The sequence below is a fragment of the Campylobacter sp. RM5004 genome, assembly GCF_022369455.1.
Classification (GTDB): Bacteria; Campylobacterota; Campylobacteria; order Campylobacterales; family Campylobacteraceae; genus Campylobacter_E.
The window spans coordinates 699,818-716,500 of record NZ_CP059599.1; the positions used below are offsets into that span (position 1 = coordinate 699,818).

At 29.6% G+C, this 16,683-nt stretch carries 25 protein-coding genes and 1 other RNA gene; 17 read left to right on the forward strand and 9 right to left on the reverse strand.

Annotated features, from left to right (window positions below; translation table 11 throughout):
• The first annotated feature begins 41 nt into the window (after nucleotides 1–41).
• The 6 genes from rho to AVANS_RS03480 all read left to right on the forward strand — a co-directional run bounded on the left by rho (nucleotide 42) and on the right by AVANS_RS03480 (nucleotide 5,396).
• Complete coding sequence (gene rho / locus AVANS_RS03455; RefSeq protein ID WP_214118675.1) at nucleotides 42–1,361, forward strand: transcription termination factor Rho; 1,320 nt, start codon at nucleotides 42–44, stop codon at nucleotides 1,359–1,361.
• A gap of 1 nt (nucleotide 1,362) precedes the next feature.
• Nucleotides 1,363–3,036, forward strand: coding sequence for a DNA polymerase III subunit gamma/tau (gene dnaX, locus AVANS_RS03460; RefSeq protein ID WP_239818267.1), 1,674 nt, complete (start codon nucleotides 1,363–1,365; stop codon nucleotides 3,034–3,036).
• 53 nt (nucleotides 3,037–3,089) lie between these two features.
• Nucleotides 3,090–3,260, forward strand: a complete 171-nt coding sequence (locus tag AVANS_RS03465; protein WP_239818268.1) for a hypothetical protein — start codon at nucleotides 3,090–3,092, stop codon at nucleotides 3,258–3,260.
• Between the two features lie 39 nt (nucleotides 3,261–3,299).
• Nucleotides 3,300–3,652: a transfer-messenger RNA gene (gene ssrA, locus AVANS_RS03470) on the forward strand.
• Between the two features lie 230 nt (nucleotides 3,653–3,882).
• Nucleotides 3,883–5,010, forward strand: a complete 1,128-nt coding sequence (locus tag AVANS_RS03475) for a site-specific integrase (RefSeq protein WP_239818269.1) — start codon at nucleotides 3,883–3,885, stop codon at nucleotides 5,008–5,010.
• Nucleotides 5,007–5,396: a type II toxin-antitoxin system PemK/MazF family toxin gene (locus AVANS_RS03480; RefSeq protein ID WP_239818270.1), complete on the forward strand. Its 390-nt coding sequence runs from the start codon at nucleotides 5,007–5,009 to the stop codon at nucleotides 5,394–5,396. The genes AVANS_RS03475 and AVANS_RS03480 overlap by 4 nt, the downstream gene beginning before the upstream one ends.
• 146 nt (nucleotides 5,397–5,542) lie before the next feature.
• Here AVANS_RS03480 and AVANS_RS03485 read toward each other — a convergent pair whose 3' ends face one another.
• The 9 genes from AVANS_RS03485 to AVANS_RS03525 are packed head-to-tail and all read right to left on the reverse strand — an operon-like array spanning nucleotide 5,543 to nucleotide 8,931.
• Nucleotides 5,543–5,713, reverse strand: a complete 171-nt coding sequence (locus AVANS_RS03485; protein ID WP_239818271.1) for a helix-turn-helix domain-containing protein — start codon at nucleotides 5,711–5,713, stop codon at nucleotides 5,543–5,545.
• A gap of 1 nt (nucleotide 5,714) precedes the next feature.
• Nucleotides 5,715–6,101, reverse strand: a complete 387-nt coding sequence (locus tag AVANS_RS03490) for a DUF3310 domain-containing protein (RefSeq protein ID WP_239818272.1) — start codon at nucleotides 6,099–6,101, stop codon at nucleotides 5,715–5,717.
• Complete coding sequence (locus AVANS_RS03495) at nucleotides 6,098–6,487, reverse strand: hypothetical protein (protein ID WP_239818273.1); 390 nt, start codon at nucleotides 6,485–6,487, stop codon at nucleotides 6,098–6,100. The genes AVANS_RS03490 and AVANS_RS03495 overlap by 4 nt, the downstream gene beginning before the upstream one ends.
• Complete coding sequence (locus tag AVANS_RS03500) at nucleotides 6,484–6,663, reverse strand: hypothetical protein (protein WP_239818274.1); 180 nt, start codon at nucleotides 6,661–6,663, stop codon at nucleotides 6,484–6,486. The genes AVANS_RS03495 and AVANS_RS03500 overlap by 4 nt, the downstream gene beginning before the upstream one ends.
• Nucleotides 6,650–7,150, reverse strand: a complete 501-nt coding sequence (gene ssb, locus AVANS_RS03505; protein ID WP_239818275.1) for a single-stranded DNA-binding protein — start codon at nucleotides 7,148–7,150, stop codon at nucleotides 6,650–6,652. Before ssb ends, AVANS_RS03500 begins: the two co-directional genes overlap by 14 nt.
• On the reverse strand, nucleotides 7,147–7,992 hold the full coding sequence (locus tag AVANS_RS03510) for a lambda-exonuclease family protein (RefSeq protein ID WP_239818276.1): 846 nt from the start codon (nucleotides 7,990–7,992) through the stop codon (nucleotides 7,147–7,149). The genes ssb and AVANS_RS03510 overlap by 4 nt, the downstream gene beginning before the upstream one ends.
• A gap of 1 nt (nucleotide 7,993) precedes the next feature.
• Nucleotides 7,994–8,542 carry an ERF family protein gene (locus AVANS_RS03515; RefSeq protein ID WP_239818277.1) on the reverse strand — a complete coding sequence of 183 codons (549 nt, stop codon included), beginning with the start codon at nucleotides 8,540–8,542 and terminating at the stop codon, nucleotides 7,994–7,996.
• A complete protein-coding gene (locus tag AVANS_RS03520; protein WP_239818278.1) occupies nucleotides 8,535–8,759 on the reverse strand; it encodes a hypothetical protein in 225 nt (74 codons plus the stop codon). Before AVANS_RS03520 ends, AVANS_RS03515 begins: the two co-directional genes overlap by 8 nt.
• Before the next feature lie 25 nt (nucleotides 8,760–8,784).
• On the reverse strand, nucleotides 8,785–8,931 hold the full coding sequence (locus tag AVANS_RS03525; protein WP_239818279.1) for a hypothetical protein: 147 nt from the start codon (nucleotides 8,929–8,931) through the stop codon (nucleotides 8,785–8,787).
• A gap of 146 nt (nucleotides 8,932–9,077) precedes the next feature.
• On the opposite strand from AVANS_RS03525, the gene AVANS_RS03530 reads away from it, so the two are divergent.
• From AVANS_RS03530 to AVANS_RS03580, 11 genes are read left to right on the forward strand one after another with little or no spacing between them, the layout of a single operon-like run.
• The gene (locus AVANS_RS03530; RefSeq protein WP_239818280.1) at nucleotides 9,078–9,806 is read left to right on the forward strand and encodes a S24 family peptidase; all 729 of its coding nucleotides are present in this window, start codon (nucleotides 9,078–9,080) and stop codon (nucleotides 9,804–9,806) included.
• A gap of 38 nt (nucleotides 9,807–9,844) precedes the next feature.
• Nucleotides 9,845–10,807: a hypothetical protein gene (locus AVANS_RS03535; protein WP_239818281.1), complete on the forward strand. Its 963-nt coding sequence runs from the start codon at nucleotides 9,845–9,847 to the stop codon at nucleotides 10,805–10,807.
• Nucleotides 10,808–10,848: 41 nt separating this feature from the next.
• A complete protein-coding gene (locus tag AVANS_RS03540; protein WP_239818282.1) occupies nucleotides 10,849–11,145 on the forward strand; it encodes a hypothetical protein in 297 nt (98 codons plus the stop codon).
• A 22-nt stretch (nucleotides 11,146–11,167) separates the two neighbouring features.
• Complete coding sequence (locus AVANS_RS03545; RefSeq protein ID WP_239818283.1) at nucleotides 11,168–11,530, forward strand: hypothetical protein; 363 nt, start codon at nucleotides 11,168–11,170, stop codon at nucleotides 11,528–11,530.
• Nucleotides 11,527–12,075, forward strand: coding sequence for an ImmA/IrrE family metallo-endopeptidase (locus AVANS_RS03550; protein ID WP_239818284.1), 549 nt, complete (start codon nucleotides 11,527–11,529; stop codon nucleotides 12,073–12,075). Before AVANS_RS03545 ends, AVANS_RS03550 begins: the two co-directional genes overlap by 4 nt.
• Before the next feature lie 52 nt (nucleotides 12,076–12,127).
• Nucleotides 12,128–12,646, forward strand: coding sequence for an ImmA/IrrE family metallo-endopeptidase (locus AVANS_RS03555; RefSeq protein WP_239818285.1), 519 nt, complete (start codon nucleotides 12,128–12,130; stop codon nucleotides 12,644–12,646).
• Complete coding sequence (locus tag AVANS_RS03560) at nucleotides 12,639–13,097, forward strand: hypothetical protein (protein WP_239818286.1); 459 nt, start codon at nucleotides 12,639–12,641, stop codon at nucleotides 13,095–13,097. Before AVANS_RS03555 ends, AVANS_RS03560 begins: the two co-directional genes overlap by 8 nt.
• Nucleotides 13,098–13,149: 52 nt before the next feature.
• On the forward strand, nucleotides 13,150–13,419 hold the full coding sequence (locus tag AVANS_RS03565) for a hypothetical protein (protein WP_239818287.1): 270 nt from the start codon (nucleotides 13,150–13,152) through the stop codon (nucleotides 13,417–13,419).
• Nucleotides 13,409–14,446 (forward strand): baseplate J/gp47 family protein, encoded by a 1,038-nt coding sequence (locus AVANS_RS03570; RefSeq protein ID WP_239818288.1) that lies wholly within the window; start codon nucleotides 13,409–13,411, stop codon nucleotides 14,444–14,446. Before AVANS_RS03565 ends, AVANS_RS03570 begins: the two co-directional genes overlap by 11 nt.
• A complete protein-coding gene (locus AVANS_RS03575) occupies nucleotides 14,437–14,889 on the forward strand; it encodes a hypothetical protein (protein ID WP_239818289.1) in 453 nt (150 codons plus the stop codon). Before AVANS_RS03570 ends, AVANS_RS03575 begins: the two co-directional genes overlap by 10 nt.
• Entirely contained in the window at nucleotides 14,886–16,682 is a 1,797-nt protein-coding gene (locus AVANS_RS03580; RefSeq protein WP_239818290.1) for a phage tail protein, read from the forward strand. The genes AVANS_RS03575 and AVANS_RS03580 overlap by 4 nt, the downstream gene beginning before the upstream one ends.
• Nucleotide 16,683 lies beyond the last annotated feature (1 nt).

The following is a 16,683-nucleotide window of genomic DNA, read 5'->3' on the forward strand; positions in this document are numbered from 1 at the left end:
AATAATTTTTAATACTTCGTTTTTTACAAATAAGGAAATCAATGGATAAAGATATACAAACAGAACAAAAGCAAGATAAAAAAAATCAAAAAAAGCATATTCCAGTAGATGGATATAAAATAGAAGAATTAAAACTACTAACTCTTGAAAAATTAATAGAAATCGCAAACGAAGCTGGTGTAGAAAACCCTATGGAGTTTAGAAGACAAGAGCTTATGTTTGAGATATTAAAAGCTCAGACTAAAAAAGGTGGCTTTATTCTTTTTACAGGTATTTTAGAAATTAATCAAGAAGGTTATGGCTTCTTAAGAGCAATGGATGCAAATTTAAGTGATAGTGCAAACGATGCTTATGTAAGTAATTCTCAGATTAAAAAGTTTGCTTTAAGGGTTGGAGATATTGTTACAGGTCAAGTAAGAGAACCAAGAGAGCAAGAAAAGTATTATGCTTTACTTAAGATCGAAGCTATTAATTATCTTCCTTTAGCAGAAGCTAAAAAAAGAGCTTTATTTGATAACCTTACTCCTATATTTCCTACTGAAAAACTACAACTTGAGTATGACCCATTAAAGCTAACTGGTAGGGTGCTTGATTTATTCACTCCTATTGGAAAAGGACAGCGTGGGCTAATAGTTGCACCTCCTAGAACAGGTAAAACTGAGCTTATGAAAGAGCTTGCAACTGCAATTGCAAAAAATCATCCAGAAAGTCAATTAATAGTTCTTTTAATTGATGAGCGTCCTGAAGAAGTAACTGATATGCAAAGATGTGTTAAAGGCGAAGTTTTTAGTTCTACATTTGATCAACCAGCATTAAATCACGTGCGTGTAGCAGAGCTTGTAATTGAAAAAGCTAAGCGTTTAGTAGAAATGGGAAAAGATGTAATCATTTTACTTGATAGTATCACAAGACTTGCAAGGGCATATAATACTGCAACTCCAAGTAGTGGCAAGGTTTTAAGTGGTGGTGTTGATGCAAATGCTCTTCATAAACCAAAGAGATTTTTTGGAGCTGCTAGAAATATAGAGCATGGTGGAAGCTTAACGATAGTTGCAACAGCTTTAATTGATACAGGTTCAAGAATGGATGATGTGATTTTTGAAGAGTTTAAGGGAACAGGAAATAGCGAAATTGTTCTTGATAGAAATATTTCAGATAGAAGAATTTATCCAGCAATTAATATAACCAAGAGTGGAACAAGAAAAGAAGAATTATTGCAAGGTCCAATTAATTTACCTAAGATTTGGGCAATTAGATCAGCAATGAATTCTATGGAAGATGTTGAAGCGCTTAAGTTCTTATATGCAAAAATGCTAAAAACTCAAAATAATGAAGAATTATTATCAGGATTAAACGAATAATATGCAAAGTCTATCGCTTAAATATCGCCCAAAAAATTACGATGATTTGATAGGTCAAAGTGCTGTTAGTAAGAGTTTAAAATATGCACTTGACAATAAAATAATAGCAAATGCTTATCTTTTTTCTGGACTTAGAGGTAGTGGAAAGACAAGCTCAGCTAGAATTTTAGCAAAAGCACTAAATTGTGAGCGTGGAATTAGCTCAACTCCTTGTGGTAAGTGTGCTAGCTGTTTAAGTAATGATGGGATTGATATTTATGAATTAGACGCTGCTAGTAATCGTGGGATTGATAGTATTCAGGATTTAATAGAAAATACAAAATACGCACCGCTCCATTCAAGATTTAAGATTTTTATAATTGATGAGGTGCATATGCTAACTCGTGAAGCTTTTAATGCACTCTTAAAAACACTTGAAGAACCACCTGCACATGTTAAGTTTATTTTAGCAACAACAGATGTTCATAAATTACCACCTACTATTTTAAGTAGGGTTTTACACTTTAGATTTAAAAAAATTCCTATTCAAGATATTGTAAGTAGAATGGAATTTATTTTAGCAAACGAACAAATACCTTATGAAAAAGAAGCTTTAATGCTGATTGCAAGAAGTGGCGGTGGCTCTATGAGAGATAGCCTAACTTTACTAGAGCAAGGTATTATTTATACTCAAAAAAGACTAAGTAAAGATAGTATTGCATTAATGTTAGGCTTGATTGAACCTAGTCTTATTAAGCAGTTTTTTGTAGATATTTTAAATGCTAATGATAGTGGGATATTTAAGTTTTTAGAATTAGCTAAATCTTATGAAGCTAGTATTGTTATTGATGAGATTAGCTCGTATTTAAAGGATTGTTTTGCAAATAATAATCCTAATTTTTCTTTAGTTTTATATGATAGATTTTTTCATATAATTGCAAAAGCTAAGAATATGACAAAAATAAGCGATGATGATGAGTTTATTTTATATATTCTTGCGTTTTTATTAAAAGAAGCAGTTGGGCTTAAGAGTATTGATAAAGAAATTAATGAGCCTATTGTTAATAAAAATGAGCAAGATTATTTAAATTTCATCACAATGATTGCTAAAAGAGATTATAGATTAGGAGAAATTTTTAAAAATTATGCATCTTTTGTTAGTTTTGATGGTAATGAATTTTGTATAAAAATTAATCCAAATAATGAAGAAGACAAGCAATATTTCAAACAATATTATGGCTCGGTTGTAAAAAATATATTTGCAAGCATATTTAATGATGCAAAATTAGTTTTGATAAGTGATTTGCCAAAAGCTAATGAAGTAAAGGTTGAGCCTTTACAAAAAACACCAATAAAACAAGAATACGAAGAAGAAATCAAATATCCTGAATATCAAAGTGATGATTATTTGGATTCAGATTTTGCTTTTGAAGAAGAAGAGAATGTTTATGAAATACCAGATGAGGTTTTAGAAGACTATGACCCTGAACTTCAAAATATACTTTTTGAATCTTTAGTAAAGATTAAAATAGAAAATAATAATCTAGAATTACATGTAATGCCACCATGCAATGAGAAAGAAAAAGGCATTTTAAGAGCAAATATTAAAGATGTTTTAGCTAAATGTAATGCTTATTTTAAGACTAAGAATTCAAAAATAATAAATGCAGAATTAGATAAAAAAAAACTTCGTTAGAAATTAAAGCCGAAGATTTTAATAAAGCTCAAGATTTTAATATAGCTCGTAATTTGGGTGAAATTGAGCTTGATAAATTTGTAATAGCTAAAGAAATAGAAGAAGAAAATGTGGTTAATTTAGATATTAATCATATTGTTTTAAGCGAAGAAGAAATAGATTTAAGAAAAAAATTAGACATAATAACAGAAGCTTTGGGTCCTTTAAGCGATATAAGACCTTGAAAAATAATATAATTTTGTTATAATCTTCGCTTTACTAATGGGGTTGATTAGGTTTCGACAGGATTAGTAAGGGATTAGCTGCATGCCGTGTTGCTACGTTAAACGCTAAATTAAAATTAAACGCAAACAAAAAAGAATTAGCTCCTGCTTACGCTTACGCTGCGTAAGTTCAGTTGAGCCCTGCAATGCTTAAAGCTTGTAATAGCATTTAGCGGGTCATCATTCAAGCTAGTTTAAAGCCTTGGCTAAGCTTTAAATGAAGTAAAAGCCTTAGTTTTTACTAAAGTTGTAAGCTGCACTTGGTAAAAATGAATTTAAGCAGCCTACTAAGCATGTAGACGCTGGTTTTGAGCTAGTTTTGGACTGGAGTTCAAATCTCCACAACTCCACCATTCTTATTTTTTTCATTCTTTTCTATTCTTTACTAAAAAATTAATAAAATACTTATAAAATAAGCATTTTAGCTTATATGTTTTTAGTTATTTTTAGATAGTTTTGGATATTTTTTAGACTTTGTTTAACTTCTTTTCTAATAATTTTAGTCCTTAATTTAGTCCTTAATTATTTTTAAGGACTTAAATTGAACTATTAGGGACTAAAACAATAAAAAAAGGAGCTTATTATGCTAACTGATAGTGAAATCATAAAATTAAAACCAAATGATAAAGTTTATATGAAAAAGGTCGTTGATAATTTATATATTTGTGTAACACCTAAAGGTAAAAAATCTTTTGTCTTAATTACATTCATTAATAAAAAAAGAGTTAAAAAGACATTAGGCGAATTTAGCTCAAGTTTTAGAATAAGAAATGCAATAATGCAAATTGATAGCACACAAGAAAAAATTATTAATGATAAAAATAAAATACCTTTCAAACAAGTATGTTATGATTATATGCAAACTCAAGAAAACCAAATTAGCGATAAGCAATTACACACATATTATTCACTATTAGATAGATTTATACTTGATAAAGAATTGAGCGACAAAGACATAAAAGAAGTTAGCAAAGCCGATGTTATAAAACGCTTTGGAATACTAAAAGATAAAAGCTCAACTGCAAAAAAGCTTTTAAATCTGCTAAAACGCATATATTCTTATGCCTGTATGCTTGATTATACTGACAATCATATATTATTCCCTATCAAGCTTGATATGATAGTTCGCTATAAGTCAGTGGAAAATTACCCAACGATAACTAAAAGCGATGATTTAGAATATCTATTCACACTAATTCAAAAAGCAAGACCTATTACAAAATACGCATTGATTTTTAACGCACTTACAGCATTACGCCCTGGTAATGTTAGACTGCTTAAGTGGGAATATATAAATGATGATGTCTTGGAAATACCTGCCGAACAAATGAAAAGAAAAAAGCCGTTTTATCTACCACTTAGCACCCAAGCAAAAAGAGTGCTAGAAATTATGAAAACTATGAAAAACAGCGATTATGTATTTTACAGCGAAAAAAAGCAAAATCAAGGTATAAGCGATAATACTATGCGTTCTTTTTTACGTAAAAACGGAGTGGCAAACGATGAATTTACCCCACACGGATTTCGTGCAATGTTTAGCACGATAGCTAACGATAATAATTATTCAAGCGAAATTATAGAGCTTTGCCTAGCTCACACGGTAGGAGGAGTAAAAGGCGTGTATGATAGAAGTCACAAGCTAGAAGCTAAAAGGGAACTTATGCAATGGTGGGGCGATTATTTAGAGAAGTTTATTAAGGATTTTCTATGAATTACAATGAATGGAATGAAGTAAAAAAGAGTACAAATAGTAGTAAAGAAAAAGCTGTTAAAACAGGTAAGGTATATTGGGTGCGATTAGGTTTAAATATTGGCTCTGAAGTTTACGGTAAGGGTAAAAACTATGTAAGACCTGTGCTTGTGTTAAAATTAATTTATAAAAACTCGTTTATAGGAGTGCCATTAAGCACTAAGACAAAAGACAATAGCTTTCCATACTTTTATAGCTTTTATACTAAAAATAATGATATTAGAACGGCTTTGTTATCTCAAATAAAATTATTCGATACAAAAAGAGTAGAAAATATAGCAAATATTAATATAAGTAAAAGTGATTTTGAAAATATTAGAGATAAGATAAAGGCTAATTTAATTTAGCCTTTTTTTTAATTCCCCTAGCTCTAAGGCTAGGCATCCGAGCCGTTATCTTGCGATAAGGGGACAAAACTTGCTATTAAAAGCAATTAAGAACATTCTAATTAAAAAATATTAATTAAAGCTTATATTTCACAAGTGATTATTTCTTATGCGATTTTATTTAAATATTCTTGTAAATTTTCTTCGCTAACTCTCCAAGTGCCGCCAAATGTGAGTGACTTTGCATTTAATAATCCTAATTGTAAATGTTTATATACTGTTTTGTAGTGCTGTCCTGTAATTTTTGCCACTTCTTTTAATGTGTATGTTTTTTTCATTTTAACCCCTATTCATATACTCTAAAACTTCAAGCAAGATTTTATCTTTTGCTAAATAAACCACTTGTTTTCTTAAGCTTTCTAACTTTGTAATTAGCTCTTCTTCTATCAATTCTCCATTAAGAATTTTTTTAGCAAAGCTAGAATCAAACACATAAACGCAATCAACAAGTAAAGCCGTATAATAAAAGCTTTCATATTTTTCTTGATTGTCCTGTTCGCTTTCGCCTTGCTTTTTGCCTTTTCTAGCGTGATATTTCTCGGCATTGATTAGACACCAAGAACGCATTTCTATCACTGAATATCTATCCCATAAATCATAAATCGTAGCGTCCTTACCGTTGCCATAGTGCTGGCTTTTTGGATTGAACAATGGATGTAATTTCATTCTTCATCTCCCCAAACGAAAGTAATATAATCTTGCTCTTTGTTATATTCATCAATGATTTTCTCTATATGTTTTGCTATATCTTTTGGTGTAAATTGATTTTCTAGCTGAATGTCTTTTTTAATGTTAATAACTTCGTTATAACTTGTAAATTTTGTTTCAATTGTTGCATAATTCAAATCAACATAAAAAGAAAAGTAATTTATGTAATTAGTTTCTAATTTTTTTCTTATGTCTTCATTTTGCATATGAAAACAAATACTATCACCAACTAATAAAGTAACACCTATTAAACAACTATGCTTATAAAAGTTATTAATTTTGAATCTTAAGTCTATTATTTCTTCTAAATCTTTTTTATTAATTAGCTTTACTATTTCTCTCATCTTAAACCCTTTAAAATTTTTAATTCATTATTTCTTAGTTTGTTTAGGCTACTAGTTGTGTAACTAGTGCCTAAGTTTTCGTTATATCTTGCTAAACCAAAACGCTTTATAAAAAGCTCTCTAATGCTTATTTCTAAGCAAAAGATAATAAGCTCCTTAATGTTAGAATGGCACATAAGGATCATCTCCGTAGCTTTGATTTTGCTGATAATTATTGCTTTGATAATTTTGCTGTGGCTGTTGATAGTTATTTTGTCCTTGCTGATAGTTATTATTTTGTCTTGGCTGTTGTTGGTAGTTGTTCTGATAACCACCTTGATTGCTATTTTGATTATCTTGCTTATTATCTAGCATTTCCATACTTTCTACGATAAGAACAATTCTACTTCTATTTTGTCCGTTATTATCCACCCAGCTTTCTTGCTTTAAAAAGCCTTCTACGGCTAGTTTTGAACCTTTTCTTAGATATTGACTGACAACTTCTGCATAGCGATTGAAAAACGCCACATCTAAAAAGAGCGTTTCTTCTATACGCTCTCCGTTTTGTGCTTGTCTAAATCTACTAACTGCTATTGCGTTATTGACTACTGCTGTGCCACTTTGCCCTAAAGTTTTTAATTCTACATCACGCACTAAGCGTCCTATTATTATGCATTTGTTCACGCTATCTCCTTAATTCTTATTGTTCTTGTTTCACTAATCTTTTTATCGCTTTCTAAAATCTCATATCCGTTACGCTCAACTATCGCTTTATAATCAATAGTTTCTCTTGTGCCTATGCTATAAGTTAGCTTTGCTGTAGGTGTTTCGTAAATCGTGCTATCATCAAACTGATAAAAATAGCTTTTAAGTTCTTTTTCACGCTCCCCTAATGCTTTTAATTGCTTTTGCACTTCGCATAATTCATCTGTTTTTATTAGTGCTTGATAATCAATATTTTTGTATCTATAAGTGCTTTCAAACTCTAGCCATTTGCTTTTAATTTCATCTTGCATAGTTGGAATAGGCTTTATGTCTATAAGTTCAATATCTAATGTGCCATCATACTTTGGATATGCGATAGCTAAAAGTGCTTTTTTAGCTCCACTTACCATCATTTGATGCTGTATTTGATACATATATCTTAATGGAACTTCGTGTGACTTTCTATAAGCGATTAGCCCTAGTTCGCTTACCTTAATTTCTAATATCTCGCCGTTATCGTAACCATCAAGACTAGCGATAAAGCGACCGTCTTGCTCACATTCACACACGATAGGCTTAAAATTACGCTCCAAGCTAACATTTATAAAATCTCTAACTTTTGGCTCATATTCTACGCCAAGTTCAACTGCAGGTATCCACGAAATATCAGGGCGTTTACCACCACCATATCTATAATATGCTTCTTGATAGGCCTTGTGATAGCCCACGCCAAAAAGGCAAGGCGTAACACTCGCACTAAACTTATCTTTGCGATAATCTAACCACTCTTGTGTGTTCTGTTCCAAGTGAATTACTTTCATATTAACTCCTTAAATTATCTAGTATTTTTTGTAATTGTTCGGTTTTTGCATTTTCTAAGCTTTTAAGTTTTTCGCACTTTAGTATTTGCTCTATTGCTACATTTTTTATTTTTGCTAGGTTTTTGATTTCATCAACTAAAGAACCTGAGACAATCATTCCAGCTAAACTATCAGGGTCGTCTGCACTATCATCAAGACATAGAAGTGATGAAACTGCTCTTTTTTTAGCATATGTTGAAGCTGTTCCCCAAATTTGCTCTTTACTCATTCCTTTATGGTTGTAATCAATTTCAGTGATAGCGTTTGTGGTGATTTCTTTATCTGCAATTCTAAAATGTGCTGTTGCTTCTAATAAAATAACTCCTTGTATTTCACATATAACACGCTCTGTAAAGATTACAATTGCTCCTAAATCTTTGCAGGTTTTTTTATAGTTTTCTAAAATAGTTTCTAGTGTTCTATATTCATATTTTGCAAAATGATTTTTAGCATCTTTTTTTACCTTGATTTCTTGCTGCACTATACTTAGTGCTTTTACAATATCAGTCATCTAAATCTCCACAATCAATTCTGTATTTTCTAGTTCTAATAATTGAATTATCAACAACATGGTGAGTTGAGCTAGAAAACTCAACCCCTTCTTTATTTTTGTAATATCTACAATCATCACGGCTTTTATCTTTAAAGCCACAGCAAAAATTAACAAGATTAAATCTTGCTACATCTGACGCAAAACAATCTTTTATACCAATTTCTAAATTACGCATTTTTGTATCCTTTAAATATAATTAATTATTCTTTTACTCTATCGCAAACAAAACCCATATTATTATCTCTAATATAGCCTTGATTATCCATAAAATACAATAAACTAGAATAATCTGCCTTTTGTCCCTGAATGACATATTTGTATTCAAAATTGCCTAAAAAGTCATACATATATACTCCTTGTAAAAATTAAAAATATACTAAAAGTATAAATAATTATACTTAAAATTAGCTTAATTATTTATACAAAAAGTATATTTATTGACAAATACAAATATTTAAGTTATACTTTAGGTATATTTTTAAAAGGAAAGAATATGAAAATACTTAAAGAGATGTTAGATTTATCAATGCTAAAAAAACACTTAAGCGGATATGAAACTTGGGCTGAAAGATTTGCTGAAAATGGTATCGCTGGTGCAAGTGTACCAAGCATAAAAAAATGGGTTAGTGAAAAATATAACTTAACCCCTTCAATAGAGATTTTAAATTTTATAGCAGACTACGAAGGTGTTGGTGTGCATGTATTTTTTAAAGATAAACATGATATAAAAGATGAGAATTATGAACTTTATGACAAAATAGAAAAATTATATTTTGATATTAACAAGAATATTCACTCACTACCTTTTTATAAAAATGCTTATGTGAGTGCAGGAAATGGCTTACAAGTTTTTGAAACTGAAAGAGTTATGATACCTTTTAACAAAGATGAATTATTAAAAAACTTAAAAGCAAAAAGTGAAAACGAACTAAGAAATGTTGTAATGCTTCCTATGAAAGGAAACAGTATGGAACCAACACTAAAAGAAGGTCATACATTAATAGTTAGAAAGTGCTGTGAGTATCAGCATGAAGGCGTTATATATGTAATTAGATATGATAATGAATTAAGAGTTAAACGCCTTGCAAAGCGTGAAGGTAAACTATATATAATAAGCGACAACATAGCACAATATCCAGCAGAGCCAGTAAGCGAAGATTTAAGTTTAGAAATCTTAGGGGCTGTAATAGGCACATATAACTACGATTTTACTAGCTTTTAAGACTATTTTAGCTATCCTTTGATAAAAAAGGATAGTTTATGAATAAAGATGATGTTTTATTTAAATTAAATAATGGTGTTTTAAAGTATAAAGACCTAGATGATGAACTTAAAAAAGATATAGATATTGTTGCTGTCGCTTTTGCAAAAGATAAAAGCCTTGCTAACAAGATTGACCCTGAACTCTTAGAAAATAAAGATTTTTTATTAAATGTAATTGGCTTAAGAGCAAACAGAGTATCTTTTGTCCCACCAAAATATTTTAAAGATAAAGATTTTATAAAAACACTATTTGAAAATGAAAAGGTATTTGCATATATAGATAAAAGTTTTCATAGTGACATTGCAAGCGTATTGACCGATGATGAAATAATTATGTATGCTTTAATTTTTCAAGAATTAATAGTATATATTAGAAATAAAGAACTATTAACAAAAGATATATTATTAAGATTTATTCAAAATCGTTCATTTAGTATAGTTACAGTAGTTGATGATAATATGCTAGATGATAGCGAGATAATAGAAGCAATGTTATTTACTAACAGAGAGTGTTTTTCGTATTTAATAAACAAAAGCCCTTATTTTACAAATAGAATGTTTGAACATATTTTAGACAAAGAAAGCACTTGGTATTTAAACGAATTCCCTGCTTGGGTGTATTACAAAAATATTGATACTTTATATTATTTAACCAGTCGAAAGCCTTGGATGATAATCTACTTTATAAAAGAAATTCAAACTGAAGCGTTTTTAGCAAAAACGTATCAAAGACATTCAGAACTTGCAGATTATTCAGAAAGTCTAGAGCGTGATGGCGAATATGATCCTGATTACGATGTTCCAAGAGAAACAGACTTTTTCAATAGATTACCAGTGCATTTAAGAAAATTTAATGCAAGTAATATAAGAGATTTATACCCAAAATATGAAAAAATGAGTATATTTGATACCATGGAGAATAGTGAGGATCTAAAAAAGAAGTTGATAAACATGATTTAAGCCCTAATAAAAAAATCGCAGAAGCTAGTGCACACGAAGTAATGACATCAGACAATACAAAAACCATCTTAAAGCCAAAGGAAACAGATTTAAATACGGCAGAATATGAAATGATGAAACAAAACATAAAAAATAGCTTTGATAATAATAAAAAAGATATATTAGAAATAGATATAAGCAAATTAAACGATAAGCAAAAGAAATATGTAATGCAAAAATATTCAGAAATCATAATGTTTATTACAACTGGTAAGAAAAAGCGTGGCTTTTATTTTTATTTTACTTGGGTATTTATTATATTGATGATAATCGGCATATTTGCAGGTAATTCTAAGTAAATACATAGCATTTTAATTAATAATGTTATTGTGTTATAATAGCTATATGGAAGATGGAAATGTATTAAGTTTAGCAAGTATGATGATTACAGCTAGTGGTGTTTTTGTAGGTCTTGCCACATTAGCAACAGCAGTTATTACTATAATTCTTGCTATTTATTTTAATAAAGATAAAAAGAAAGCGATAGAAGAAACAACAAATTCACTATTAGATAAAATTGCTAATGATGAACGTATTCGCAGTGAGTTAATAAGTAAAATATTAAGTAATGAAGATTTTAAAGAAGAATTTGAAAGAATGGTAGATTTACATACTAAAGATAAAGTAGATGTTTATTTTATGGGTTATGAAAAAGAAGAAACTAAAATAGGAGGGTTAAAATGAACTATAAAGATATTAAAAACAAAAACCCTTATGAAATCTTGGAAATGTTAGGTTTTAACGAACCGCCATTTAACCCGTTTGATATAGCTAGAAAACTAAATATAAATGTTAGTACTTCACTAGACTTTGATAAATTGCAGTATGAAGGTCAAATTAGCGTGGATAATAATGAAGAACCTGTAATTTGGGTTAATCCTATTAAAAAAGAAACTAGACAAAGATTTACTTTAGCACATGAATTAGGACATTTGGCTAATGATGTGCTACCTAGTATTGATAATCCAATTGTAGATAAATACGAAACACTTTATAGAAGTGAGCGTTTTGGTGGAATAGAAACAAAAGCTAATGTTTTTGCTGCTAAGCTTTTAATGCCATTAAAACATATTGAAGATTGTATTTTAGAATATCAAAAAGAAAAAGAACTATCGGCAAAAGAAGCTATACTTTTAATTGCAGGTAAATTTGAAGTATCAAGAATGGCTGCTTTTTATAGATTAAAAAATCTTGGTATTATAGATAAAGATTATACTTATCCGTTTTAAATACAATAAATTTAATAGGATACAATCTTATTAAATAAGAAAGGAGTTACATATGTTTAACATTGACCTTAGTAATTTTACAAAAGAATATGTAAGCAAAATTGCTGATGATATTAGAAATCAATACTGCAGCTCTTTTCCTGTAAATACTGTTGAAATAGCGAATAACTTAGGTTTAACTGTATATACATATAATGAACCAAATCCAGACATTTCAGGTATATTAGATCCGCAAAACCAAAGGATATATATAAATGGAAATGATTATCCGCTTAGACAAAAATTCTCTACTGCTCATGAGATAGGGCATTGGGTACTAGATTATGGATGCAAGGCAGAGCCTAGTGATATTCCAAGATATAGTTATCGTAATCTTTTATCATCGCAAGGTGTTAATCCAAGCGAAATGAGAGCGAATTTTTTTGCAGCGTGCTTGTTAATGCCTGAAGATATAGTTAGGAGAGCTTGGATACGCAATGCTTATGATATAGACAATACAGCAAACGAACTAGTTGTAAGTCGTATGGCTTTAGCTTATAGGCTTGAATATTTAGGGTTATTGAATGAATGAAAAAATAAGCGATAATCAAGTATCGCCACCTGATGATGCAAAAGTAAAAGAAACAGAAAATGAAGATTTATTAAAAAATAACAATATGCCTTCGCAAAACGATGTAAAGGAAAAACTTTCAAGCGAAGAGGAATTAATAAAGAAAGAAAAGTTAAACAATGCTTGGGTAAAAGAAAGGTATCATGATGTTTTAAAAATTCTCTTATCTAACGAGAAGAATTTTATTGAAATGATTAAATGCTTCGTTTTTATCTATTTGTGTTCATATACTGGATTATTAAATATTTTCCCTGATTTATATGCAGATTATGTTAGAAGTATAGGGAAAGGAATTGTGAATCTTGTATTTGGAGCAACAATATTTTTATTGTTATTTCCTCTAACATTTAAAATTAGAGAGCATTTTAAAAGTATATTAGATGTAATTTTAGAATATTATAGAAAAAAATAATTCTTCTTAAATGTCGGCTATTTAACAACCTTTTATTTTTTAAACTTCATCTATGTATAAGATAAGCATAGATGATAATTTAACTAGAATTGTGAAGAAACGTAAATTCAGCCATGCATTACGTCCATTTTTGGGCTGTGATAGCTTGATTGACAAGGAGCTAACACACGCTAATACTCACGTATATTTAAAGACTTTAGCAGAGCAAATAAAACTACTTAAGCCTAGAATTATCATCAAAAAATTAGCTTTAAATGGGGCAAATGTGCTTATTGATTACGAAGTAATTGAAAGCAAGGAGCGAGTCGTTTATGAATTATAATGATGTATTTTTCGCTCCATTTGACATTGAAAAAGCTCGTAATGAAATCATAGAAAGCTATAAAAACAAAGCAAATCAAAGTGATTATAAGCCATTAATAAATGATGATATTATGATTTTAACTGACTGCTTTTTGGAGTGGTTTAAGACAAAGCACGAATATATCACAAATGTAGCTATGCAAAATTATCTAGCATACTCACGCGATACATTTTTAGATGAATTAGTAGCATTAGTTGGACTAACTAGAAAACACGCAAATAATGCAACTTGCAAAATAAAAATCACAGCAAATAGCCCGACCTTCATTCCAAAGAATGCAAAATTAAGCGATAGTAAGGGACATTATGCGTATTTGCTAAATGATGTATATGTAAAAGATGAGATTATAGAGCTATGCGAGATAGAAAATAACGAGTTTTTAGATATGAAAATATCGATGCTTGAAACTCAAAATATCTATATTGAGAAAATTGAACAAGTAACAGAATGGAAAAACGATAGCTATCGTGAGATCGATGAAGAACTAAAAGAACGCTTTAAATTAGCACTTCATAGATTTAGCACTGCTGGAAGTGCTGAAAGCTATTTGTTCTATGTATTATCAACTAAAGCTGTATTAAAAGCTAAAATATATGATGATAGCACAAAACCAGGGCAAGTGTTTATCTGCTACTACACTCAAGCTGAAAATGTAGAGCCACAAATCTTAAAAGCACTTGAAAATAAAGTGCCACTAACAGATAAGATAAATCTTATTAAATGCAAAGAAATCACGCAAGATCTACTGATAAAAATCAAAGTAAAAGATGATTTTTTATTCGCTGAGAACTTAGCCAAGATTGATTTTATTATCAAAGATTTTTATAAAAAACTTGACATTAGTGAGAGCGTAAGCGAGAGTAAAATTATAAGCTTATGCAATGATGAGAATATAAGCGATATAAGTATCACAACTCCACTTTTAATGGTAGATAAAAATAGCATTTTAAGGCTAAATTCACTAAGGATTGAAAAATGGATCTAAGTATCTATTCAAAATCTTTAGAAGATTTCAAGAATTCTATTTTAGAAGTACTTGATAAGGCATATTCTATAAATACCGAACATTTTTATAAGCCGAATATAAAAAATACAAAAATCTTGTCATCTCAATGGGGGCATTATCAAGACTTAAAAACACCATTTTTGCTAAATCAAAGCGAAGGGACTGCGAGCTATTTTAAAACTATGTTGCGTGGGGTTTTTGCTGATTGTAAAGTTGTTAATTTAGATAAACCTTACACATTTAAAGCAGTAGTTGAGATTAGCGAAAACTCAACTAGCGAAAACATACTAAAGCTTAGCGAATACATAAATAAATACAAAAATGTTCGTTCAGTTTGCGAACATATAGAGCTTATCACAATACACAAAACACCACTTAAGATAAAGGCGGTTATGCAAATAAAGGAGCTTAAAGAATTATGACAATAATCACAAATGAAGGTAAAAAGCTAATAACACATTCAATCATTAATAAGCTTGACTTGTTTATATCAAAAGTCGTTTATGCTGATTGCAATTTAGATACACTAGATGAAAACACAACGGCTTTAACAAACATAAAATATGAAAATCTTCCAACAAGTGTTAGAATTGATGAATTTGACAACTCAAAAATAATTCTTGAAGCAGTATTGAAAAATGATACAGCTAGGGATTTTTTCATAAATTGCGTTGGCTTTATTGCAAAAAATGGGGAGCTGTTATGTTTTACTAAAATAAACAGAACTCCAGTGTTAAGTAAAGCAACAGATACAAACGCTTCATTGTTTCATTATAAGTTAGCAATTGAGCTTAAAAACGCTAAGGATTTAAGTATAAAAATAGATGAAACGATAGTTTATCCAACACTATCGCATTTCAACGCTTCTCAAAAAGCACAAGATGAGAAGATAGATAAACTAGGATTAGACAAAGTCAATACAAGCGATTTTACAGCTTCTCAGAAAGCACAAGATGAAAAAATAAAAACTCTTGAAACTAATAAAGCAGATAAACTAAATGTTTTTACAAGAGATGAGATTAATACAAAATTAAGTGCTAAAGCAAATAATACAGACTTAACAAAAGTTAAAAACGACTTGGAAACAAGGATTAAAGCAGTTGAAGATGATAGGATGAAAGTTTATACAACTCCACTAACTTGTAGCGTTGGAGTTGGTGGAGAATTTAAAACTTTAGCTGAAGCTTTTAAGGCATTATCTTATTTTAAAAAAGCTAGTCCTAGTGTAGGAAATTGTGTAATTACAATGTTACCTAATTTTGTTTTAAAAGAATTTTTGTATTTTGAGAATTGCGATTTATCACATATAACCCTTACTTCTAGTAACAATTGTATAATAAGTTGTGATTTTGCTAATCCTATTAGTGAAAATCGCAATGTTTTTTCTTTTCATAATGCTAATTCTTGTTTCTTTTATAAAGCTCATTTTAACTTTATAAATCAACCACAAGGGCTTATAATTGCAGGTAATAATGCAAATATACGATTTGCTGAATGTAGTGTTAAAAATGCAACTTATGGTCTTTTAGCTTATGATTCTAATTTAAATGTTAAAAGCTCCACATTTACAAATATAAAAAAAGCTTGTCTTTATGCAACAGAAAAATCAAGTGTAAATTCTATAGTAAATACTTTTGATACTTCAAGTCGTGGCATTTATTCTATGAGAAATACAACTACGAATTCATATAGGGATATTTTTAAAAATATAACTAATGAATGTTTTTATGTAGATTGGGGAGGATTTGCTATGTATGAAGCACACCCAAATGGAAGCTTTGTTAATTCTCCTAAGAAGTGTAATCTAGTGCCAAATACGCTTTATAAACACGGAATATTTTTTGACAGAACTACTAATGAAGGAGCTTTAATTCAAAAAGATGTTCCGTATGGTAAATTATTTGAACTTAATGGTTTAAAAATTTTAATTTTAAGAAATGTTCCTATTGTTCCTGTTGTAGGAGCTGATAGATATCAAAATCATTTAAATATGGGTCATTATGAAGTATTTTATAGTTTTACTTTACCTATCAGTGGATTCTTTTTAGTTGGTGCTAGTTACAAAGGTGCTTTTTGCTCTGGTCAAACATTGAATAATTTTCACAGAATATATAGAAATAGAGATGCACAAAGAGATATGCATACAGTTCCTGCAGTAGGACAACCATTTGAGAGAGAAAAACTTAATTTTAATTTTATAGCAATAGGACTTTAAT